Genomic DNA, 21857 nt, shown 5'->3' with positions numbered 1-21857 from the left:
TGAAATAATTCGCCGATCGTTTGCTTCGCCTATCGCGCGCGGTATTCCGCGCGAGCCCCGGGCGGCAGCTGCTCGGTCGCGTAGCTCAACGCGGTGCGCCCCATGACCGGGGCGTGCCGGTCGAGGAATCCGGTCAGCAGGCCGCGGTCGACGCGCTTGCCGACTTCGCGCAGCATCCAGCCCAGCGCCTTCTGGATCAGGTCGCGCCGGTCGTCGAGCAGCAGTTCACACAGCGCGAAGGTGGTCGAGGCATCACCCGCCTTGATGAACGCGAACGTGGACAGCAACGCCACCCGCCGCTCCCACAGCGACTCGGTGGCCGCCAGCTCGAACAGCAGGTCACGCGGTTTGTCCAGCAGCCACGGGCCGACGATGTTCTCCGCCGACACGTCCACCAGATCCCAGTTGTTCACCCGTCCGCGGCGCACGGCCGCCAGATACAACCGCACCATGGCGGCGCGGGCGGCGTCGTCGAAGGAGCGCGGCTGGGACGCCTCGGCGAATCGCGCGTTCAAGATCACCAGCGCGGCGAACCGGTCTTCGTGCACGTCGCTGTCGAGCAGCCGGTCGATCTCGTCGAGCGGAAGTGCCGCGAAGCGCTTGGCGACCCGGCGGCTCGCCGGCACCCGGACGCCGAGGAACACGTCACCCTCGCCGTATTCGCCGGGACCGGTCTTGAAGAACCGCTGTAGCTGCGTCGCATCAGCCGGATTCGCCAGTTCCCGCAACGCCGCCCGCACGTCGGCCGCGGTCACCGAGTCGGTCACCCCTGCGCGCCCAGCACGCGGCCGGACTCGAAGGCGGCCGCGCTGGTGGGCAGCGCACCGGGCCGACCGCTGTTGAGCACCCGGATCACCCCGGTACCCGTGGTGGGGCGGCCCAGCGCCTCGATGCGCCGAATGGTCTGCGCGGCAACGGCTTGCGCGCTGTCGAAGAGCCGGACGCCGTTCGGCAACGCGGCCACGATCGCGTCGGTCACCAGCGGGTAGTGCGTGCAACCGAGCACCACGCCTTCCACGCCGGGCGGCGTCCGCTCCGCCGCGCTGCCGATCGCTTCGTGGGCGGCGGTCAGGTCGCCACGGTCGATCGCGTCCGCCAACCCGTGACACGCCACCCCGACCACATCGGCGTCGCCGCCGAATTTCGCGATCAGATCGGCCTGGTACCGGCTCGCCGTGGTCGCCGCGGTGGCCCAGACCGCCACCGACCGGCACACGGCCGCCGCGGGCTTGATCGCGGGCACGGTGCCGATCACCGGCACGTCGGGCCCGACCTCCGCGCGCACGTGCTCCAGCGCCGTCACGCTGGCGGTGTTGCACGGCAGCACGATCACCTCCGCGCCCGAACGAAGCGAGGTCCGCGCGGCGTTCACCACCCGCTCGACCACCCAGTCCTCCGGCTTCGGCCCCCACGGCGCCCCGTCCGGATCCAGCTGCAGCAGCAGATCCACATCGGGCCGCAACTTGCGCAACCAAGCGGCAGTGGGCAGCAACCCCAGACCCGAGTCGATGAGCGCGACGATCACCGCACCACCGTATTACAGCCCCATGACACCCCCACACGCCGTGCGCGCCGCGGCGCACGCTCCGCAACCGGCGCGCGCACGCGGGCCACGGCGGCCATAGTCGCGGAGGATTCGGCGACGAGCACCCGACCTGCTCGATGCCGTAGCCGCCGTTCCGCGGCTCCCGCCGGGCGCGCCCTCAGCTGGGTGCGAGCAACTCGGTCACCGGCGCACCGGACGCGATCTTGGCGCGGGCCTTCATCACCTGGGCCGTCATGCCCGCGCCGACGACGCCGGTGAGGTTGCCGCCCTGGGCGTAGTAGGCGAGGAATTTGCGGCCGTCGTCGGAGGCGATGTGCACCTCGTCGGTCGCGCCGGGAGTGCCGAGGGCCTGGATCTTGACGTCGTACTGGTCGCTCCAGAAGTACGGGACGCGCGCCGCCGTGGGCGGTTCGGCGCCCAGCAGCGCGCAGGCGACCAATTTGGCCTGTTCACCGGCGTTGGTCCAGTGTTCGACACGCTTGCGGAGTCCGGTCTCGTGCAGCCAGGCCGCCACGTCGCCGACCGCCCAGACGCCGTCGGCGGAGGTCCGTCCCACCTCGTCGGCGAGCACGCCGCCACCGGCCGACGGTTCGGCCAGCGCGATCCCGGAATCGCTCAGCCATTCGGTCACCGGCCGCGAACCCACGCCGATCACGACGAGGTCGGCGGCGATCTCGGTACCGTCGGACAGCCGCGCACCGCGCACCCGCCCCGACTCGTCGCCGAACAGGGTGTCCACGCCGATGCCGCAGCGCAGATCCACCCCTTCCGCGCGATGCATCCGCGCGACCAGTTCGCCCACCGCTTCGCCGAGCACCGAGGCCAGCGGCGTCGCCTGCGGTTCGACCAGCACGACATCCACTCCCGCCGCCCGGAAACTCGCGGCGAGTTCGCAGCCGATGAAGCCGGCGCCGACGACCAGCGCGGTGCTCGCGCCGCTCAGATCGGCGCGCAGGGCTACGGCGTCGGAATGGCCGCGCAGCACGTGCACGCCGCGCAACTCGGGCAGGCCGGGCAGACGGCGCGGGCGCAGACCCGTGGCGATGATCAGCTGGTCATAGTCCAGCGTGGCGCCGTCGGCGAGGCGAACGCGGCGCGCACCGGTGTCGACCCCGACGGCTTCGGTGCTCAGGCGCAGATCGATCTGCTTCTCGGCGTAGAACTCGCTCGGACGCAGTGTGGTGTCATCGGTTTCGCCGCGTACGAACTGCTTGGACAGCGGCGGCCGGTCATAGGGCAACCGCGACTCGTCACCGACGAGCACGAGGTCGCCCGCATAGCCCGCGCGGCGCAATTCCTCCGCGGTGCGCAGGCCGGCGAGGCCGGCTCCGACGATCACGATCGGCGCGGTCATGCGGCCATCCCTTCAGTGGAATCCGGCCGCCGATTCCGCGGAACCGGCGGTGCGACGAAGCTCACCCTAACCTCTGCTTGGTTCATTCCTCTGTGAGGACCGTCACGCGGAGCGGCCGGTCAACCGTCGCACAACCGTGTCCGTTCCGATGTTGATCGGGCGGTCAATCAGGACTAGACCGAGGTCAGGACATACGCACAGCCTGAGGAGGTACACATGTTCACCGAGAGCCGCGCGCAGGATCTCCTGGCCGTCGTGCTCGGAGCCTTCGCCGCACTGTCACCCCTGTGGGTCGACCACAACAACAACGCCATGTGGGCGCTGATCGTGCTCGGCGTGCTCATCGCGCTCACCGGTCTGGCGCAGATGGCCCGCCCCGACATGGCGTCGGCGGACTACGCGATGGGCCTGTGCGGCCTGCTGTTGTTCATCTCGCCGTGGGCCATGGACTTCACCGCGTACCGCAGCGCATCCTGGACCGCATGGGTAGTCGGGGTGGTGACGGCGGTGGTCGCGGTCGCGGCGCTGCCGACGGTGTCGGGGCGTCTGCACGACATGGCTCCGCATCACTGATGCAGCGACCGGGAACCCGGCGCGCCGGACGCCGCCGCAGCGCGAAAGCCGACGGCGACGCTCGGCAGTTGATCCTCGACGCCGCGGAGGACCTCTTCGCGGCACAGGGATACGACGCCACCGCGACGGCGGCCATCGCCGCCGCGGCCTGCGTCCCCAAAGGACTTGTCTTCTACTACTTCCCGACCAAGGATTCGATCCTGTCCGCCTTGATGTCCGAGCGGGTGCCCGCGCGGCCGATCGACGACATCGGCACCGTGGTTACGCCGGGAGATCCGGCGGCGAGCCTGGTCAACCTCGACGCCGCGCTGAACCTGCGCGACCACCACTCGTCGGTACTGCGGGTGATCCTGTGGCGGGAGGCCGACACCCATCCCGACGTGCGGCGGCAACTGCGCCGCCTGCGCGACCAGATGCTGGAGGTGACCGCGAAGGTGCTCCAGGCGAGCGCCCCCGGCCCGGTCCGTCCCGGAACCCTGCGCGCGTGCGCCGCGGCCTGGGTCTCGGCGATGTTCGCGATCGCCAGCACCGACCGGCTGCACGCGCTCGACGGCGTGCCGCTGCCCACCGCCGACGAAGTGCTGAACGTAGCCCAGGTGGTCGCGGCCGGAATGACTCAGATGGGCTGACTCCCCGGAGTTGTCCACAGCCCGCGCGTTGTCCACATGCGCCGCCGCGCGGGGGTTTCCCGGATCGCCGGTCGATCACGATCGTCGGTATGGAAGCACCGCAACTGATCTCGCGTCAGCAGGCGCTGGCATCCGGTCTGTCCGACAAGACATTGCACCGGCTGTGCAGAACCGGGAAATGGCAGCGGCTGCGCGCCGGGCACTATCTGAGCGCGCCGGGCTCCGGTCTCGGCGCCACCGGCAGGCATCTGCTGATGACGCTGGCCACCGCGGAGTCCACGTCCGACTCCGCCGTCACGAGCCACTGTTCGGCGGCGGTGCTGCACGGGATGACGACCTGGGGCATTCCGCTCGACCGGGTCCATCTGACCAGGAACCGGATCAACGGCGGCCGGCTGAGCCGACGGGTGGTGGTCCATTCGGCCCGGATGGAGCCCGACGAGATCACCTTGGTCGACGACATACGGGTGACCACCCCGGCGCGGACGGTCTTGGACATCGCGCGCTCGGAAGGATTCGAACAGTCCGTCGCTCTCGGGGATTCCGCGCTACGCCAGGGCTTGACCACCACGGCGGAACTGCGGGAACACCTGCGCCGGGCCCGGCGCAGGCCCGGATGCCGCCGTGCCGCCCTCGTCCTGGACTTCCTGGACGGGCGCAGCGCGAACGTCGGCGTGTCCCTGAGCCGGATCCTGCTGCACCGGGCGGGTCTTCCGGCTCCCGAAGTGCAGGCTCGGGTCTTCTCCGATGACGAGATCTGTGTCGGCCGTGTCGATTTCCTGTTCCCCGATCTCGGTGTGATCGGCGAATTCGACGGAAGCGAGCACCGCCGAGCCGCGCCGCCCGCCGCTCGGGTGGTCACGGCGGAGAACGTCCGCGCGGATGGGCTCCGCGCACTCGGCTGGGTGGTCGTGCGCTGGACCTGGGGCGATCTGTCCGCTTCCGCCCAGTTGACCGATCGTCTCCGCGCGGCGATCCGCACGGCCGCGGTACACCACCGTGCCGGCTACTGGACTCCTACCCCCGAACCGTGAACGCGCCGAACCCTTTCAGCGTCCCGCGGGCCGTCACCCGACCCAGCCGAGAGGAACAGCCGACGACTATCCAGGCGCACAGCGGTGGCGAGTCAGGGCTGGTCGAGAAAGTTGACGACGTCGATGGCGAAGCGGGGGCGCCTGAGCGCGCTCACGTGCCCCGCCCCCGGATAGATGGCGAGGTGGGAATCGGGGATGCCGTCGGCGGTGCGGCGGAAAGTGGCGAGGCTGTAGGCGGCGTCTCGTTCGCCTCCGATGACGAGCGTCGGGGCCTGGATCTCACCGAGGCGCTCGGTGATGTCGAATTCGTCCTCCGCGCGGAGAAAGGCGTACGTGTCGGCAGGGTCGCGCGGGCGGCTCAACGGGTCCAGCAACCACATGGCGGCCGCCGCGAGACGAGCGGCGGCGGGCGAGGAGACGCTGCTCGACGCCAGGTGGTGCATCGCGCGGCGCCCGTGCAGAATCGCTTCGGCGTAACGCATCTGGCCTTCCTTGGCGACCGGATCCAAACGGCATCCGGACGACGCGACGACGAGGCGGCGCACGACCTCGGGATGGTCGGCGGCGAGTTGCAGCGCCACCGACCCGCCCGAGGAGATGCCGAGCACGTCGACCGGCTCGCCGAACTCGGCGCGCAGCGCGTCGGCGTGCTCGGCCGCGATCTCCGCCATCGTGATGCCCTGGGCCATGCCGGGCGCGCGGCCCACCGCGTAGACCCGGAAGCTCCGCGCCAGCGGCCGCAGAACTCTCACCTCGGAGTCGAGCATCCGACCGCGGGGATTCGCGTGGTCGGGACTGAACCACCGGAGAAAGACCAGCGGCCGACCGGAACCGATCGCGAAGTACGGCATGCCGTGCTCGAGCACGCCTTCGGTGATCTCGGGCCGCGCGGCCCGCCCGGTCCCGACCACAGCGCCCTCCGCTCAGATCTCCGTCCGTCTTCCCGACGCTAGCGGAGCATGCCGCGAGCCGCGATTACCTCGGTGGTCAAGTCCCACCGTGATGTTCTGCACAGCCTCGCGGATGAGCGCACGGAGCATACTGGCCCGGTGAGTCAGGAGCCCTCTTCGCGTGGAGCCGAGACGCGGCCGTTCCCGCTGGATCCCACGCCTATTCATGTATCCGACGACGTGCTCGCCGACCTGCGGCGGCGATTGGAACTGACCCGCTGGCCGGTCGACGCGGAAAACGACGACTGGTCCTACGGCGTGTCCCGCGACTATTTGCAGGAGCTGGTCGAGTACTGGCGCACCGATTACGACTGGCGTGCGGCCGAGGCCGCACTCAACGCCTATGACCACTACTTCGTCGAGATCGAAGGGGTGCCGGTGCATTTCCTGCGGAAGCCGGGCGTCGGACCCGACCCGACGCCGTTGATCCTCACCCATGGTTGGCCATGGACCTTCTGGCATTGGGCCAAGGTGATCGACCCGCTGGCCGACCCGGCGGCGTTCGGCGGCGACCCCGCCGACGCCTTCGATGTGATCGTCCCGTCGTTCCCCGGATTCGGATTCTCCGCACCGCTGCCGAAGAACCCGGACATGAACTTCTGGAAGGTCGCCGACCTCTGGCACGTCCTGATGACCGAGACCCTCGGGCACGCGAAGTACGCCGCGGCGGGCTGTGACGTCGGCGCGCTGGTCACCGGGCAACTCGGGCACAAGTACGCCGACGAGCTGTACGGCATCCATATCGGCTCCGGTCAGAAGCTGACCCTGTTCAGCGGCGACCGTGCCTGGGATATCACCGGCGGCAATCCCATCCCGGAGGGCCTGCCCGCCGCCGTACACGACCGGATCCTCGAACTGGAGCGACGTTTCGCCGTCCACCTGACCGCACATGTGCTCGAACCGAGCACTCTCGCCTACGGGCTGTCCGACTCACCCGCCGGGTTGCTGGCCTGGATCTTGCAGCGCTGGGTGAGCTGGAGCGACAACGGCGGCGACATCGAGTCGGTCTTCGGCAAGGACGACCTGCTCACCCACGCGATGATCTTCTGGGTCACCAATTCCATCGGCACGTCCATCCGCACCTACGCCAACAACAATCGCTATCCCTGGACGCCGTCGCACGACCGGCAGCCGCCCATCGAGGCTCCGACCGGCATCACCTTCGTCGGCTACGAGAACCCGCCGGGCGTCGACACCGACCGGCGCGTGCAGGCGTTCCTCGACAGCGACCGCGGCGATTGGTACAACCACGTCAACCTCACCGCCCACGACCACGGTGGTCACTTCATCCCGTGGGAGATTCCGGCCCAGTGGGTCGACGATCTGCGCCGCACCTTCCGCGGCCGCACCCCGTCCACTGCCGGGTGAGCAGCCACGCGCTGCGCGGACGGCCTTCGCCGGGATGCGAACGCGGCCGGAGGGACCGAACCCGCGCGTTACGGCGGCGGCAGTCCGGCTGGATCGCGGAGGGCGTGCATGTTATCGGCGCGGCACCGGAATCGACGTGGCGTAGGAGAGGTATGTGAACTCGCCCAATGGAAGCCGCCTCGTCGGATCCGGGCCGTAAGGTACCGATCATGGTGCCCAGCGAGAGGTCCCAGTCGGTGCAATCGGTCGTCGAGTCCTATCTGCTCGACGGTGCGCGCCGGTACAACCGCACCGAGGTCGCCGAACAGTCGGGGACGACGACGGCGCTCACCCGGCGATTGTGGATGGCGCTCGGTTTTCCGTCGAGCATCGGTGACGAGGCGGTGGACTACACCGACGCCGACGTCGCGGCGGTGCGCAACTTCGAGCAGCTGACCGTTTTGTCCTCGGCCGACACCCGGCAGCAGTCGGCGACCGCGCGCACGCTCGGCCAAGGGATGGCGCGCCTGGCGGAGTGGCAGGTCGACCTGGTGCTCGCGGAGATCGAGGAGCGCATCGCCCGCGCCGATCCCGGCGCCGACCCCGAAGAGACGGTGCGCACCGCCACCGAGGGCGCCATAGCCACGTTGGAGCAGCTGAACACCTATGCCTGGCGGCGGCACCTGGCCGCGTCGCTGTCGCGGTCGCTCGACCCGGGGACGAGCGCGGGCGAGTCGGTGCGCGAACTGGCCGTCGGTTTCGCCGACATGGTCGGCTACACCAGGCTGACCAGGCATCTGCATCCCGACGAGCTGTCCATGCTGCTCGAGGCGTTCGAGTCCACCACCACCGCCGCCATCACCGAGAACGGCGGATGGGTGATCAAGAACGTGGGCGACGAAGTCATGTTCGCCACGGAAAGCGCCGCCGAAGCCGCGCGCATAGCGCTGGCCATCCAGGAGTCCACCATGATGGTCGGGGGCACGCCGGAGTTGCGCGTCGCCCTCGCTTACGGCCCGGTATTGCAACGGTTCGGGGATCTGTACGGCTCGGTGGTGAACATCGCCTCCCGGCTCACCGGCGTCGCGCGGCCGGGCACGGTCCTGATCGATGACCACGCCGCCACGGAGTTGAACGGCGACCCGGCATTCGCGATCAAGCAGTTGCGCAGCGTCCGAGTGCGCGGCTTCAATCGCCTGCGTCCGCACCTGCTGCGCCACAACGGCAGGAACGGCGGATAGCCCCGATCTCCGCCCGACGCCGACGGCCGCCCTAGGCTCGTCCGGTGGACAAGGACTGGTCACAGCTGCGCGCGCGTTGTCTCGTCGAGGAGGACGCGGCGATTCTCGCCCTGCACAAACCCGCCGGGATCTCCGTCATGGGCGAGCGCCACGACACCGATCTCGTCGAGCTGGCGGCGGCCGAGGGAGAAACGCTGTATCCGGTGCACCGGATCGACAAGGTGACCTCCGGCTTGATCCTCTTCGCGAAGGAGCTGTCCGCCCACGGCGAGCTGACCAGGCAGTTCAACAAGCAGACCGCCGACAAGGCGTACCTGGCCGTCGTCGCGGCCACCGGCTTGCCCGATACCGGCGTATTCGATCTGCCGCTCAGCGTGGGGCGCAAGAACCGGGTGCGGATCGCGGCGCCGCGCGAAAGCATCCGTCAGGAGGCGGGCCGCTGGTTCGTGGACGACGCCGACTTGCTGCCCGCCAAGAACTACCCCTCGCTCACCCGGTTCGCGACGGTGCTGCGGGGTCCCGCGCATACCGTTCTCGCGCTGCGCCCGGTGACCGGCCGTCGCCACCAGATTCGCGTCCATTTGGCCTGGACCGGCCATCCGATAGTCGGCGATCCCCTGTTCGACCGCTCCGGCGCCCCCTCGCGGACCTACCTGCATTCCTGGCGTCTCGGCCTCACCGCTTCCTGGCGCACCCCGCCGGAACTGGTCTTGGCCGCCGAGCCCGACGCGGGCTTTTGGGCCCCGCTGCACGAATCCGCCGACCCGGCGGCCTTGGAACGCGCAACCGACCTGTTGCGGACTCTCGACTAGCCAGGCCGCCCGATGCGGTCTTCGCACAGCCCGTTGCCTGGAAGCGTCGACCGCTGCGAAGAACGTCGACACTGTGCCCCGGCACGATAACCGCGCCGAATCTCGGCCAGGGCCGTACGGGAATCGGCCCCACAGCCAGCGCCTATGGGGCGCGCTCGCATAGAGCGGCAAACAGCGCGCGAGTGACATCGAGGTCGCTGCTCACCACTGGCGCCATCGCGGAGCACGCAAACCGTCGCCGCTCCGTCGCGCTCGCTCGGCGGCAGATACCGGCTCGCTGTTCGTCCACAGTCATCCCCAGGCGGTCTGCCCCGTGTGCACAGAGCCGATGCACCAAGGAGAAACGGTCTATCGGGCCGCTCGAGCAGATCAGTTCGGCCAGCTCGGCGCACGGCCGAGGAGCAAAAGGATGCGGTCGAGGGTCGGCGTGTGTTCCGGAACGGACAGTGCCGGTGCGAAAGCCGCGCCCGGGACGGAGCGCTCCGGACCATCGGGGACGGCGAGGGCGATGGCCAGCGCCGCCTCGGCCACGTCGGGATCGGGTGTGATGGTCTCGCCGATCGAGCGCGCGACATCCCAGGCGTGCACGACGCTGTCAACGAGGTGGAAGCCGATCACGCGAACGGCGGGAATCCCCTGGTCGGGCAAGATCTCCGGCAGCAGCAGCGAGCGCTCGAGCACGTCCTCGGCGGCGAACGCGGCGAGGACGTCGTCGGCGGAGGCGCGATAGTCGGCGACCGGATCGGCCGACGAGCGCACGGTCCAGACATCGAGATCCTCGCTGCCCCGCGCGGCGGCGGCGAAGCCGTGGTTCTGCGTGATCATGTGTTCCAGCAGGTCACGAAGACGCCAACCCGCGCAGGGTGTCTCGGCGTCCAGCGCATCGGGACGGACGCGGTCGACGACGTCCACGCTCAGTCGGACAGAACGGGCATGCCGGTCGCGCAATCCTTCGGCAGATGCAGTAAGCATGAACTTATCATATGCGCAAGCTTACGATTTGCCAAGCAGTATCGTCGATCCATGTCCAACGCCCGCCCCGATCTCGCCGCGATGATCGTGCCGCTCGGGCGGGCGCTCATGGCCCTCGAACTGCCCATCCTGGAGCGGCACGAACTGTCCATGTGGGGCTACTCCGTATTGCTCGGCCTCGACGCCGAACCCGTCTACACCCAGGCGGCGCTGGCCAAGGCGATCGGCGCGGACAAGACCCGCATCATCGGCGTCCTCGACGAACTCCAGCGCCGCGGCCTGATCACCCGCGAACCGGACCCCACGGACCGCCGGGTGAACCTGCTGTCGCTCACCGACGCGGGCCGCGCCCTTCGCGACCGCACCCAACGCGACATCCAGGCCGGGGAGGACCGACTGCTCGAGCGGCTGCCAGCGCCGGATCGCAGCGCGTTCCTGCGCGCTTTGCGCACCCTCTCCGACACGGTGTCCGAACGCCCCGCCACTTGACTCCGACGAGTCCACGCAATGTGATCCAGCACACAATTCGACGGGCACCGCTCGTACGGTGGCGAGCGTCATGACGACGCGTAATGCGCAGGTCAACTAGCCTTATGAGGTGCCGCGGACGCGACGCGCGCGCAATCTGACGCAATGCAGCGAACCCCTAGCGAAAGCGAATGCCGATGATCCTGGTTGCTCAGGTCAGCGACACCCATTTCGATCTCGGCACCCGTAACGCCCAGCGTGTGCGGCGGGTGATGGACTTCGTCGCGGGGCTGCGCCGCAAGCCGGACGCCATCCTGGTGACCGGCGACGTCACCGATTCCGGCAAACCGGAGCAGTTCGCGGAGGCCAAGGCCGCTTTCGACGGCGAGATCCCGGTGTACGCGATCCCGGGCAATCACGACGACCGCGCGGGCTTCCGCACCAGCCTGCTCGGCGAGCCCGCCTCCGATGCCCCGATCAACCACGCGCATCGCATCGGCGATCTCACCGTCGCGCTGCTGGATTCGAGCGTTCCGGGGCAGCCGGGCGGGCAGCTCGCGGACGAGACCTATGACTGGCTCGGCGGCGTCCTCGACGCGGCGCCCGCGGGCAAGCCGATCCTGCTCGCCTTGCACCACCCGCCCGCGCACCTGTTCAGCCCGATCGTCGACGTGATCTCCCTGGCCGATCCGCAACGGTTCGCCGACCTCGTGGCCGGTGACGACCGGATCGTCGGCGTACTCACCGGGCACGCGCACTCCGCCGCGACGACCACCTTCGGGGGACGCCCGCTGCTGGTGGCCCCCAGCACCGCATCGGTGCTCAGCGGCGAGTGGGAACTCGACCTGCCCGACCACGTCATGGACTACGCGCCGGACCCGGCGGTGGCGCTGCACGTCATCGGTGACGACCACCGCCTCACCAGCCATTTCCGGGCGGTTCCGATGGGCGGCCGGATCGGCGTGCAACCGGTCTGACAGCGGTTTACCCGGCACGTGCCGGGGCAATCGGGAGGCACACGACGCCTACCGGGAGGATCCGCCATGGTCGATCTACCAGCCGCAGTGGTGAAGAACGCGTTCGCGGCCGGAGCCCGGATCCGGCACGCGCGGGTATTCCACCCCTCGGGCTTGCACCTGGCCGGCCGTCTGCACGCGGAGCCCGAATTCGAGCCGCTGTTCGGCAGCGGCGATCGCGCGGTCATCGCACGGGTGTCCAAGGGCATCGGGTTGCCGAACGGCCTGCCCGATGTGCTCGGCCTGGCGTTCCGCGTGCTCGATCGCGACGAGCAGCCTTGGGATTTCGCGCTGGCCACCACCGGCCGGGGACCGCTGGGCCGGTTGGTGATCACCCCCGCGCGCGGCTGGGCCAGCGCCCGGTACGGCTGCCTGATGCCCTATCGGATCAGCAACTCCTCGCCCACCTGGTTCTTCGCCGAGCCGGACAGCGTGCAGCCCGCGTCCGCGTCGCTGGAGGCGATGCAAGCCCACCTCGGCGAGGATCTGGTCAGCTTCACCCTCACCGCGGGCCGCCTCGGCGGGCCGACTTGGCGAGTCGCGGAACTCACTCTGCGTCCCGCCGACTCCGCCGAGTACCGCACGGATTACTTCGATCCGATGCTCAATCACCCGGACGAGGTGGAGTTGTTTCCCAAGGCTGTCGGCAAGATTCGCGAGTTGGCATACATCGGCAGCAGGAGCGGCCGCGGCGAAGAGGGCTAACGCCGGACGGCGCGTTCGCGGCGATAGGCCGCCGGGGTGTTACCGGTCCAGCGTTTGAAGGCGAAGATGAAGGTCGACGCTTCGGCGTAGCCGAGACGGATGGCTACGTCGCTCACCGATAGCGGTGTGGCGGTGAGCATTTCCTCCGCAAGCGCACGACGCACTTCGTCCAGCAGCGCGCGATAGCTGGTACCCGCGGCGTCCAGGTGCCGCCGCAGCGTGCGGGTGCTCATGTTGAGATCGTTCGCCACGGCGTCGATGCCGGGCGGAGCGGCGAATCCGTCCGCGCCGCCGCGCGGCACAAGACGTTCGCGCACCTCGGCCGCGATGCCGGTGCGCGCCCTGCGGCGGTGCACCAGTTCCCGGCACTGCGCCAGGCACATCGCCCAGGTCTGCTCGTTGGCCTGCGGCAACGGTTGTTCCAGCAGCATCGGTTCGATCGCGAACAGGTTGTGCGGCATGCCGAAACGCGGCGGCACGAGAGTCACCTCGGCGATCCGCTCCGCGTAGCCGGGATCGGGAAAACGGAATTCCGCCCTGGTCAGCGGCAGGCGTGTGCCGAGCAGATCGCTCATCACCTGGTGCATCGCGGTGACGTCGCGTTCGACGAGGAACTGCCGCACGTCCGTCGGCACCGCCTCGTCGCGCACCACCGCGACGAACTCGCTGGCACCCCACTCGGCCACGGGGATGCAGAAGGTGAAGCTGAGGTCCAGATAACGCAGCGCGAAGCTGATCGCCTCCCCGAGTGTCGGGCTGCTGACGCAGGCGAAGCCGAAGATGCCGAAGGTGGTGATCCGGTAGCGGCGACCGACCTCCACACCCAGCGCGGGCCGGTCGGCGAGTTCGCGGACGAGATTGCGGATGACCGCCAGTTCGGTGTGCGCGTCGATCTGGACGTCCGGATCGCGCAATTGCTGCTCACCGAGCGCGGTGCCGTGCAGCATGCGCGCCGAGGGCACGCCGTGTTCGGCCGCGTATCCGACCATCAGCGCCACGCTGGCCACGCCGCGCGGAAAGTTCCAATCGCGGATATCCGGATCCTGTATCCGCTCCACGCGGACATTATGGCCGAAATTCTCTATACGACGGCACCGCGGCTCCTACAGTGGAGTCATCTACGGTCGTAGTGAGGAGTCTCACATGACAGCGCGCAATCGGCCATCCATACTCATCATCGGCGCGGGCTTCGGCGGCATCGGCATGGCGATCGAGCTACGCCGCAACGGCTTCGACGACATCACCATCCTGGAGCGGGCCGCCGACATCGGCGGGGTGTGGCGGGAGAACACCTACCCCGGCGCGGCCTGCGACGTCCCCTCACCGCTGTACTCGTTTTCGTTCGAACCCAAGCCGGACTGGCCGCAGCGGTACTCGGGACGGACCGCCATCCACGCCTACCTGCGCGCGGTCGCCGAACGTCACAACGTGCTCTCGGCGATCCGCTTCGGCACCAGCGTCAGCGACGCCGAATTCGACGACGCCACCGGCCGGTGGACCGTGCGCACCACCGACGGCAAGAGCTGGATCGTCGACGTGCTGATCTCGGCGGTGGGCCAGCTGTCGCGTCCGTCCCTGCCCGCCATACCCGGCATCGACACCTTCGCGGGCCCGTCGTTCCATTCGGCCGAGTGGGACCACGAGGTCGACCTCCACGGCAAACGCGTCGCCTGCGTCGGCACCGGGGCGAGCGCCGTTCAGTACATCCCGGAGATCCAGCCCGAAGTCGACCGGTTGACACTGTTCCAGCGCACACCGGCCTGGGTGGTCCCGAAGTTCGACACCGACTACTCGCCGGTCCAGCACAACCTGTTCGCACGGGTGCCGGGCGCGCTGCTGGTGGAGCGGTTCGGGTGGTGGTCGATCGCGGAGTTCATCTCGCTCGGGTTGGTCGAGGTTCCCGCCATCGCCCGGTTCGTGGCCCGCATCGCCTCCCGGCACCTGGCCGAACAGGTCGAGGACCCGCAGCTGCGGGCCAAACTCACCCCGGACTACCCCATCGGGTGCAAGCGCGCGCTGTTCTCCAACGACTACTACCCCGCGCTCACCCAGCCCAACGTGCGGGTGGAGACCACCGCCATCACCGAGATCACCCCGCAAGGCGTACGCACCGCCGACGGGACGACGCACGAAGCCGACGTGATCATCTACGGCACCGGCTTCAAGGGCACGGAGTTCCTCTGGCCGATGGAGATCTGGGGTCGTGGCGGGCGCAGGCTGGCCGACGCATGGGCCGACGGCGCGCACGCGTATTACGGCATGACGGTGCCGGACTTTCCGAATCTTTTCCTCGTCTACGGGCCGAACACCAATCTCGGCGTCGGCTCGATCATCTACATGATCGAATCGCAGGCCCGCTACATCCGCCAGGCCGTGCAATGGCTCGCCGACCACCCCGGCCATTGCGCCGAAGTCCGCGCCGACCTGGAAGAGGATTACAACACCGCGCTCCAGCAGCGGCTGGCCCGCACTCCGTGGAACTTCTGCTCGAGCTGGTACCGCAACTCCGCGGGCCGCATCACCAACAACTGGCCGGGATCGCAGACGAGCTATCGTCGCCGCACCCGCCGCTTCGACCCCAGCGCCTACACCCTCACCCCCGTCGCGTGACGAAGCGCGCCTCGGCGAGCGGGCCCGCCCGGATTCGCCTCGACCCGCCGCCGCCCGCCGGGCTGGCAGACTTGTGCTGTGAATGAACTGGCCCGTCCGGGCGGATCGGATGTGCGCGGCCCGCTGCGTCCGATCGAGTTGGCCACCGGCGCCGTGCTGGGCGGAGCCGCCGTCGGGCTGGTGACCATCGGATCGGTCATCCCGTTCGCCGCCGCGCTCCAGCTGGTCGGCGCGGTCCCGATCGGGCTGATCGCGCATCGTTTCCGGCTGCGCGCCCTGGCCACCGCGACGATCGCGGCGACGCTGGTCACCTTCGTCGCCGCGGGCATGGCGTCCGCGACAGCGCTGGTCGCCTCGGCCACCGTGGGCGGGATCATCGGCGCCGTGAAGCGGCGTGGCGGCGGTGTCGTCGCCGCGTTCGGGCTCTCCTTGCTCGCCGGGCTGGCCTGGGCCGCGTTCGCCGTCGGATCGCTTGCCCTGCTGTCGACCACCCGCGAACTGCTGTTCGACAACATCCGCAACGCGTCGCGCGGCTTCCAGGATCTCGCGGCGCGCCAAGAGCAGCTTGCCCCGCTCGGGCAGCTCGCCGCGGACCTGACCGACTCGGTGCTGCGCTGGTGGTGGGCGTGGGTCGGCGGCAGCGTCGCGCTCGGCATGGCGGCCACCGGCGTCTTCTCCTGGTACGTGCTCGGCTCGGTGCTGGACCGGCTGGCCTGGCTGCCCGGCCGGGACCGGCTCGACGCGCCGCAAGACGACCGGCCCGTCGATCCGCTTCCGGTCACGCTGCGCGACGCGGGTTTCCGCTATCCCGGAGCGGCGCGCGATGCGCTGAGCGGCATCGATCTGACCGTGCGGGTCGGCGAATTCGTCGCCGTGGTCGGACACAACGGTTCGGGCAAGTCCACGCTGACCCGCTTGCTGGCCGGGCTGCCGCCCACCTCGGGGTCGGCGCAGCGGCCCGGGTCGGCCGGGCTCGGCAAACTCGGCGGGACGGCGCTGGTGTTGCAGCGGCCGGAGAGCCAGACCTTGGGCGTGCTCGTCGCCGATGACGTCGTGTGGGGATTGCCCGCCGATCTCGCCGCCGCGGTGGATGTCGACGCGCTGCTCGGCGAGGTCGGGCTCGCCGGAATGGGGGCGAAGGAGACCGCCACGCTCTCGGGCGGACAGCAACAGCGGTTGGCGGTCGCCGCCGCGCTCGCCCGGCGGCCCGCGCTGCTGATCGCCGACGAGGCGACGTCGATGATCGATCCGGACGGGCGACGGGAACTGGTGGAGCTGCTTGCCTCGCTGCCGAAACGACACTCGATGGCCGTGGTGCTGGTGACCCACCACGAGGCCGACGCCGCGGTCGCCGACCGGGTGGTGCACCTGGCCGGGGGACGCACCGTGGCGCATCTGCCCGCGTGGCCGCGTCCGGCGCAGGACACGCGACGCAGGCCGATGGGCGCGCCGGTCCTCGAACTGCGCGACGTCCGGCACACCTACAACCGCGCGACGCCGTGGGAGGCGCCCGCCCTGCACGGCGTCGACCTATCCGTGTGCCAGGGCGAGGCCCTGCTGATCGTCGGCGGGAACGGCTCGGGCAAATCGACCCTGGCCTGGATCATGGCGGGCCTGATCGAACCGAGTTCGGGTCGGTGCGAGCTGCGCGGAAAGCCGATCGGCAAGCAGATCGGCCGGGTCGGACTGGCGTTCCAGCACTCCCGGCTGCAACTGCAGAAGCAGACCGTCGGCGCGGAGATCGCGGACTGGGGCGGTCGCGCGACCGGCTCTGGCGCGGTCGGCCGCGCGCTGGACGCGGTCGGGCTGGACCGTTCGCTGGCCGCGCGCTCGGTCGAGGAGCTCAGCGGCGGCCAGGCCAAGCGAGTGGTGCTCGCGGCGATCGTGGCCAGCCATCCCCAAGTGGTCGTGCTCGACGAGCCGCTGGCCGGTCTCGACCCGGAGGGCCGGGCCGACATCGTGGAACTGCTCGCGCGGTTACGGGATTCCGGCTTGACGCTGATCGTCATCTCGCACGACGTGGCCGACATGGCGGCGGTGTGCGATCGGACGGTGCGATTGCAGTCGGGACGCATCCTGGGCGCGGAATCGGCGCGGCAGACCGCGCCGGTGCCGAGTGACTCCGCCACGCGAGCCGATTCCGGACGGAACCCGGTGCGCGCGCCCGGAGAGACCGCGTGGCGGCTCGAGCACGGAGGTCGATGATGAGCACCGTTCTGCTGCGTCAGGTCCCGGTCGACAGTCCGGTCCACCGGTTGTGGGCGGGCACCAAGATGATCGGGGTGTTCCTGATCAGCCTGCTGCTGATGTTCCTGCCGTCCTGGCCGGTGCTCGGTGTGATGGCGGCGTTCCTCGTCTTCGTGGGCGCGGTCGCCCGGCTGCCGCTGGGCACTCTGCCACGGCTGCCGTGGTGGTTCTGGGCGCTGCTCGGCGCGGGAGCCCTGATCAACGTGCCGGTCGGCGGCACGGCGGTGCTGCGCTATGCCCAGGTTCTGGCCTTCGGCCTGATCCTGGTGGCGGCCTCCTTCCTCATCGCGTGGACCACGCCGATGGGCGACATCGCGCCCGCCCTGGCCAAGCTGGGCGCGCCGTTGCGCCGGCTCCGGATTCCGGTGGACGAATGGGCGGTCGTCGTCGCGCTCACCTTCCGCGGTCTGCCGCTGCTCATGGAGGAGATCCGGGTGCTGCGTGCCGCTCGCAGGCTGCGCCCCAAGGACGGCATGATCGCCCGCGCGGCCGACAACCCGCTCATCGACATCCTCACCGCCGCCATGGCGGTATCCACCCGCCGCGCCGGTGAATTGGGTGAGGCGATCACCGCACGCGGCGGCACCGGGCAGCTCACCGCCCGTCCCAGCGCACCCGGCCTGCGCGACGCTGTCGCGCTCGTGCTGGTAGTCGGCGTCTGTCTCGGTTCCATCGCGCTGCACGTGGTGCTGTGAGCGCGGTGAAAGGTGGGCGTAAATGCGGGGTCGAACGGGATCCTGGTCGGTTGCGGCCCCTGATGGCCGTCGGGGGAATTCCGGCAGGTCAATTCGCTGACCATTTGCAGACCGACTGGTACCTCTCGAAAAGACCCCGCAGGGACCCCGGATGCGCCTCGCGCACAACGCATACGTCTCGAACGCATAGCAGCCGGTTCCGATACGGCGCACAGAGCACCGATCAGCACCACCGGCTGGGTTACCCGGTTCGCAGTCGCACCCCCGCGACCAGGACCTGCCGCCACGCCCCAGTGCGACACCAGCGAAAGCGCTTGTGGTACTGCGGCTTACACCTATCGGCGACGCGATGTGAAAGGCTCGGAATCGATGCCCCGATTCGGCGCATCACACCTTCATCCACCCGCGCGGAACCGACCGGTGCGATCAGAGCACCCCGGACCCGCACGAATGAATAGCCGATAGCTATAACTGATCAGGTGGCAAAAGTCGACAGAATACCCTCTGAAATCGTGTCCCAAACCCCAAGGGCCACAGTACAGTTATCACTCGGAAGTAACTGTCTTTTGGATCACATCACGGATGGACACGTCGGCGGGGGAAGGAATTTCGGCGTGTGTCGCGTTCTCTAATGCTTGTAACCTGATGAAGATTGGATACCGAGAATGATTCTCCGGAGAGTCACCGCCGCCGCCGCTCCACTCGTCGCCGCACTCACGGTCGGGGCAGGCATCGCGCACGCGGAACCGGCTGCGGCACCGGTCCCGGATATCGGGTACCAAGCCCAGCTGCTCGGCGACAAGATCGTCACGACACTCACCGCAGGCACGTTCGACGTGCGCGGCGACGCCGTGGACATCAAAGACGCCGCAGGCAATGTCGCGGTCACGCTGCCGCTCGCCTTCCGCCAGGACGGGCTCGAATACCCCATGCCCCACCTCGTGCGGGACGCGGGCCGCGTACTGGAACTGACCGTCGTCAAGGACGCGGCGCAGGCTCACCCGGCGGCAACGCCGGTCGCGTCGCCGTTCGAGAACCAGCGCGCGATGGATGCCTTCCTGTCGCAATTCGGCATCGCCACCGCGGTCGGCGGGTTCATCGGCACGGTCATCGGCGCGCTCGTCGGATTGACCGGCCTCATCGGCGGTCCCATCGGAATCGGCACCGTGGTCGCCGGTGCGGGCATCGGCGGCATCATCGGCACGATCGTCGTCGGCGGTCCGGCCTTGATCATCGCGGGCATCGATCTGATCAGCACGCTGGCCGCCCAGCCCGGCACCACCAAGTGGATGGACACCACCGGGCGTTCGCAGAACTGACCGACGCCAGCGAGCACGACGCGCACCGAATCGGACCGGATTCGGTGCGCTTTCGTCTGTGCGCACCAGTCGGTGCCGCCCGGACGCGATGCCGCGACTCGCGATCACACATCCGGCTCCATCGCCGGGCGTACCGCGGTCGACCTTCGAGGCGGTCGTCCACCTACCGCTCATGGCATCCAGGAGCCGCCGGCAGACCGGCGAACCGGTCGGCGAGGAAGTTCATCGCGCCCGGCGCCTCACCGATCGCCGTCGGGTTGTGGGTGGGCAGCATCGAGTGCACCGAGGTGACGGTCGCGCCCAGGGCGCAGTACCGGCCGACCAAGTCGGTGAAACCCGCTACGGGGATCACGTCGTCGGTGCGGCTGTGGTACAGGTACATCGGCGCCTCCGGCGCGCTGCCGCCGAGTTCCTCGACTGCGGTGGCGGCGCGAAATGCCGGGTGCGAGAACACATCGGGCACAGCGGCGAAGTCGGCGACCTGCGCACCCGCGTATATCGGCACCAGATCGGACCCGCAGGCCGCGCCGTGCTCCACCAGCGCCGCGAGCCCCTGCTCGTTGAGCAAGTCCAGCACGCCCCCGGCAGGATCGTTGCGGGCGAGCGCGAACAGGATGAGCAAAGCGAGCCCGGTCTGGATAGTGCCGTCCGCGTCGGCGGCTATGGCGGGCCAATCCGCGGGAATCCCGCCGGAAGTGATGCCCGCGAACCGAATGTCCGGCGCGTACCACGGCTGCAGCTGCGCGGCCCACAGCGTGGCGAACGCTCCGCCGGAGTAGCCCCAGGTGCCGATGGGCGTCGCGGGCCCGAGCCCGGCTTGCGGGAGATCACGGGCCGCCCGGATGCCGTCCAGCACGCCGCGTCCGGAGTTAACGCCATCCAGGAAGCGGGACCGCGGCCCCTCGTAGTCGCTGACCACCACCGCCCACCCGCGGCGTAACGCCTCCGCCATGAACGGCGTGTCGATCAGCGTGTTCACCGCGCCGGAATCCCAGCCGCCGCGCAGCGCGAACGACGGCGCGCAGCGCGTGCCGAGACTGTCCTCGGCCACCTGGTACGACAGCAGCGGCCGGGAGCCGGGCCCGAACCACGGCAGCATCGGGACCAGCACGGTCGCCACGTCGGCGACGGGATCTTCGCTCGAGTCGGTGCTGCGGTATTTCACCTGCCATGCCGAAATCGGCAGGGGCAACCCGAACAACGCGATCGGCCGGGAATCCAGCACGGCGCCGTCGTGGTAGCGCGCGAGATCCGCGGGGGCGGCGTAGAACGGGTCTCGATCCGGCGGCGGTAACTCGGCGTGTGCCGCAGGTGCGGCGGCCAGACAGGCGGCCAGCACGAGTAAGACGGCCAGCAGAACCCGCGGGATCGTCGTGCACACAGATCGGTCGCGCGCCTGCGCGATGACAGGCACTGCATCGGCGTCCTTCATCAGAGCCTCCCCAGTTCCGGCGAGGCGGCAGATGTCCCGGCGCGGTCAGCGGCGGCTCACCTGACCTCCAGGCTTTCCACGGTACTGCCGGGCCGACCGACCCGGCAACGGTCTATCGCAGGTCACACCCACCGCCGCCGCTGTCCGTGCGGCTGGTTACAGTGTTGGCCAAAACACCCCCAGCGCAAGCGAATAGCTGTCCGGCGCGACCCCGCCCGCAGCGCGAGCGCAACGAAGAGGAGTAGCCGAGCATGCGGCATGGCAACGGACTGGACATCCCCGAAGGACTCGCCGATGTGTGCGCCCCGGACCGGATGGCCGTGATCGTCTACGACATGCAGGTCGGTGTGCTCAGCCAGTTGCCGGACGGCCCGGAGATCATCGAGCGGGTGGTGGGGGTGGTCGACGCGGCGCGTTCCGGCGGCTACCCGGTGGTGTTCCTACGCCATTTCTTCCTGCCCGAGCGGCTCAGCGGAACCTTCGCGCTGCGGATGGCCATGAGCTGGCAGCAGGTGGATTCGGTGGACAAGGTGCGCTTCATCCTGCAGCGCGACACCCCCGCCTTCGAGCTCGTGCCCGAACTGCGGCCGCGCGCCGACGAGGTGGTGTTCGACAAGACGTCGATGTCGGCCTTCGAAGGCACTCCGCTGGCCTCGATGCTGCGCGACCTGCGCATCGGCGCCTACGCGATCGCGGGCGTCGCGCTGGAGATCGGCATCGCGCCCACGGTCACGCATTCCACCGATCTCGGATTCGTGCCCGTGGTGATCAGCGACGCGGTCGGCGGCCGGGACAAGGAAGCCATGGCGCGGGCTTACGACGATTTCGAGTTCCAGGGCCACGCGCTCGTCACCGATATCGCGACCATCACCCCGCTGCTCACGGGCGCGGGCTGAGCCGCGAACGG

21 protein-coding genes are annotated in these 21857 nt (G+C 69.5%); 14 read left to right on the top strand and 7 right to left on the bottom strand.

Going from position 1 to position 21857, the window contains the following annotated elements:
* Positions 1–29: 29 nt before the first annotated feature.
* The 3 genes from ABZ824_RS15400 to ABZ824_RS15390 all read right to left on the bottom strand — a co-directional run bounded on the left by ABZ824_RS15400 (position 30) and on the right by ABZ824_RS15390 (position 2900).
* Complete coding sequence (locus ABZ824_RS15400; protein WP_356963735.1) at positions 30–767, bottom strand: DNA alkylation repair protein; 738 nt, start codon at positions 765–767, stop codon at positions 30–32.
* Positions 764–1525, bottom strand: coding sequence for an aspartate/glutamate racemase family protein (locus ABZ824_RS15395; protein WP_355074858.1), 762 nt, complete (start codon positions 1523–1525; stop codon positions 764–766). The genes ABZ824_RS15400 and ABZ824_RS15395 overlap by 4 nt, the downstream gene beginning before the upstream one ends.
* A gap of 178 nt (positions 1526–1703) precedes the next feature.
* Positions 1704–2900 (bottom strand): FAD/NAD(P)-binding oxidoreductase, encoded by a 1197-nt coding sequence (locus ABZ824_RS15390; protein ID WP_356963734.1) that lies wholly within the window; start codon positions 2898–2900, stop codon positions 1704–1706.
* 216 nt (positions 2901–3116) lie between these two features.
* Here ABZ824_RS15390 and ABZ824_RS15385 point away from each other — a divergent pair, with 216 nt between their 5' ends.
* From ABZ824_RS15385 to ABZ824_RS15375, 3 genes are all read left to right on the top strand, one after another.
* On the top strand, positions 3117–3473 hold the full coding sequence (locus ABZ824_RS15385) for an SPW repeat protein (protein ID WP_355074862.1): 357 nt from the start codon (positions 3117–3119) through the stop codon (positions 3471–3473).
* Positions 3473–4102, top strand: a complete 630-nt coding sequence (locus tag ABZ824_RS15380) for a TetR/AcrR family transcriptional regulator (protein ID WP_355074864.1) — start codon at positions 3473–3475, stop codon at positions 4100–4102. The genes ABZ824_RS15385 and ABZ824_RS15380 overlap by 1 nt, the downstream gene beginning before the upstream one ends.
* A gap of 89 nt (positions 4103–4191) precedes the next feature.
* Complete coding sequence (locus ABZ824_RS15375) at positions 4192–5136, top strand: type IV toxin-antitoxin system AbiEi family antitoxin domain-containing protein (RefSeq protein ID WP_356963733.1); 945 nt, start codon at positions 4192–4194, stop codon at positions 5134–5136.
* Between the two features lie 92 nt (positions 5137–5228).
* Here the strand turns inward: ABZ824_RS15375 and ABZ824_RS15370 are convergent, their stop codons facing one another.
* Positions 5229–6047, bottom strand: a complete 819-nt coding sequence (locus ABZ824_RS15370) for an alpha/beta hydrolase (protein WP_356963732.1) — start codon at positions 6045–6047, stop codon at positions 5229–5231.
* Positions 6048–6185: 138 nt separating this feature from the next.
* Here ABZ824_RS15370 and ABZ824_RS15365 point away from each other — a divergent pair, with 138 nt between their 5' ends.
* The 3 genes from ABZ824_RS15365 to ABZ824_RS15355 all read left to right on the top strand — a co-directional run bounded on the left by ABZ824_RS15365 (position 6186) and on the right by ABZ824_RS15355 (position 9486).
* Complete coding sequence (locus ABZ824_RS15365) at positions 6186–7454, top strand: epoxide hydrolase family protein (protein ID WP_356963731.1); 1269 nt, start codon at positions 6186–6188, stop codon at positions 7452–7454.
* 209 nt (positions 7455–7663) lie between these two features.
* Positions 7664–8674, top strand: coding sequence for an adenylate/guanylate cyclase domain-containing protein (locus tag ABZ824_RS15360; RefSeq protein WP_355074872.1), 1011 nt, complete (start codon positions 7664–7666; stop codon positions 8672–8674).
* A gap of 44 nt (positions 8675–8718) precedes the next feature.
* A complete protein-coding gene (locus ABZ824_RS15355) occupies positions 8719–9486 on the top strand; it encodes an RNA pseudouridine synthase (RefSeq protein WP_356963730.1) in 768 nt (255 codons plus the stop codon).
* Positions 9487–9855: 369 nt separating this feature from the next.
* On the opposite strand, the gene ABZ824_RS15350 is transcribed toward ABZ824_RS15355, so the two are convergent.
* A complete protein-coding gene (locus ABZ824_RS15350; protein WP_356963729.1) occupies positions 9856–10458 on the bottom strand; it encodes a TIGR03086 family metal-binding protein in 603 nt (200 codons plus the stop codon).
* Positions 10459–10509: 51 nt separating this feature from the next.
* Between ABZ824_RS15350 and ABZ824_RS15345 the strand changes: the two genes are divergently transcribed.
* From ABZ824_RS15345 to ABZ824_RS15335, 3 genes are all read left to right on the top strand, one after another.
* A complete protein-coding gene (locus ABZ824_RS15345) occupies positions 10510–10947 on the top strand; it encodes a MarR family transcriptional regulator (protein ID WP_356963728.1) in 438 nt (145 codons plus the stop codon).
* A gap of 170 nt (positions 10948–11117) precedes the next feature.
* Entirely contained in the window at positions 11118–11903 is a 786-nt protein-coding gene (locus ABZ824_RS15340; protein ID WP_355074880.1) for a metallophosphoesterase, read from the top strand.
* A gap of 66 nt (positions 11904–11969) precedes the next feature.
* Positions 11970–12647, top strand: a complete 678-nt coding sequence (locus ABZ824_RS15335; protein WP_356963727.1) for a phosphodiesterase — start codon at positions 11970–11972, stop codon at positions 12645–12647.
* Here ABZ824_RS15335 and ABZ824_RS15330 read toward each other — a convergent pair.
* Entirely contained in the window at positions 12644–13705 is a 1062-nt protein-coding gene (locus ABZ824_RS15330) for an AraC family transcriptional regulator (protein WP_356963726.1), read from the bottom strand. The genes ABZ824_RS15335 and ABZ824_RS15330 overlap by 4 nt on opposite strands.
* A gap of 85 nt (positions 13706–13790) precedes the next feature.
* Here ABZ824_RS15330 and ABZ824_RS15325 point away from each other — a divergent pair, with 85 nt between their 5' ends.
* From ABZ824_RS15325 to ABZ824_RS15310, 4 genes are all read left to right on the top strand, one after another.
* Entirely contained in the window at positions 13791–15257 is a 1467-nt protein-coding gene (locus ABZ824_RS15325; RefSeq protein ID WP_356963725.1) for an NAD(P)/FAD-dependent oxidoreductase, read from the top strand.
* Between the two features lie 78 nt (positions 15258–15335).
* Positions 15336–17462, top strand: coding sequence for an ATP-binding cassette domain-containing protein (locus ABZ824_RS15320; protein ID WP_356963724.1), 2127 nt, complete (start codon positions 15336–15338; stop codon positions 17460–17462).
* Complete coding sequence (locus ABZ824_RS15315) at positions 17462–18199, top strand: energy-coupling factor transporter transmembrane protein EcfT (protein WP_355074890.1); 738 nt, start codon at positions 17462–17464, stop codon at positions 18197–18199. Before ABZ824_RS15320 ends, ABZ824_RS15315 begins: the two co-directional genes overlap by 1 nt.
* A gap of 665 nt (positions 18200–18864) precedes the next feature.
* Positions 18865–19518: an ammonium transporter gene (locus ABZ824_RS15310; RefSeq protein ID WP_356963723.1), complete on the top strand. Its 654-nt coding sequence runs from the start codon at positions 18865–18867 to the stop codon at positions 19516–19518.
* A gap of 163 nt (positions 19519–19681) precedes the next feature.
* On the opposite strand, the gene ABZ824_RS15305 is transcribed toward ABZ824_RS15310, so the two are convergent.
* Positions 19682–20950, bottom strand: coding sequence for a lipase family protein (locus ABZ824_RS15305; RefSeq protein ID WP_356963722.1), 1269 nt, complete (start codon positions 20948–20950; stop codon positions 19682–19684).
* Between the two features lie 251 nt (positions 20951–21201).
* Here ABZ824_RS15305 and ABZ824_RS15300 point away from each other — a divergent pair, with 251 nt between their 5' ends.
* Positions 21202–21846, top strand: a complete 645-nt coding sequence (locus ABZ824_RS15300) for an isochorismatase family cysteine hydrolase (protein ID WP_355074896.1) — start codon at positions 21202–21204, stop codon at positions 21844–21846.
* Positions 21847–21857 lie beyond the last annotated feature (11 nt).

This window comes from Nocardia sp. NPDC047038 (assembly GCF_040644075.1).
GTDB classification, from domain to species: Bacteria; Actinomycetota; Actinomycetes; order Mycobacteriales; family Mycobacteriaceae; genus Nocardia; species Nocardia sichangensis.
Note: the sequence above shows the minus strand (reverse complement) of the source record. Positions and strands in the feature narration are given on the sequence as shown.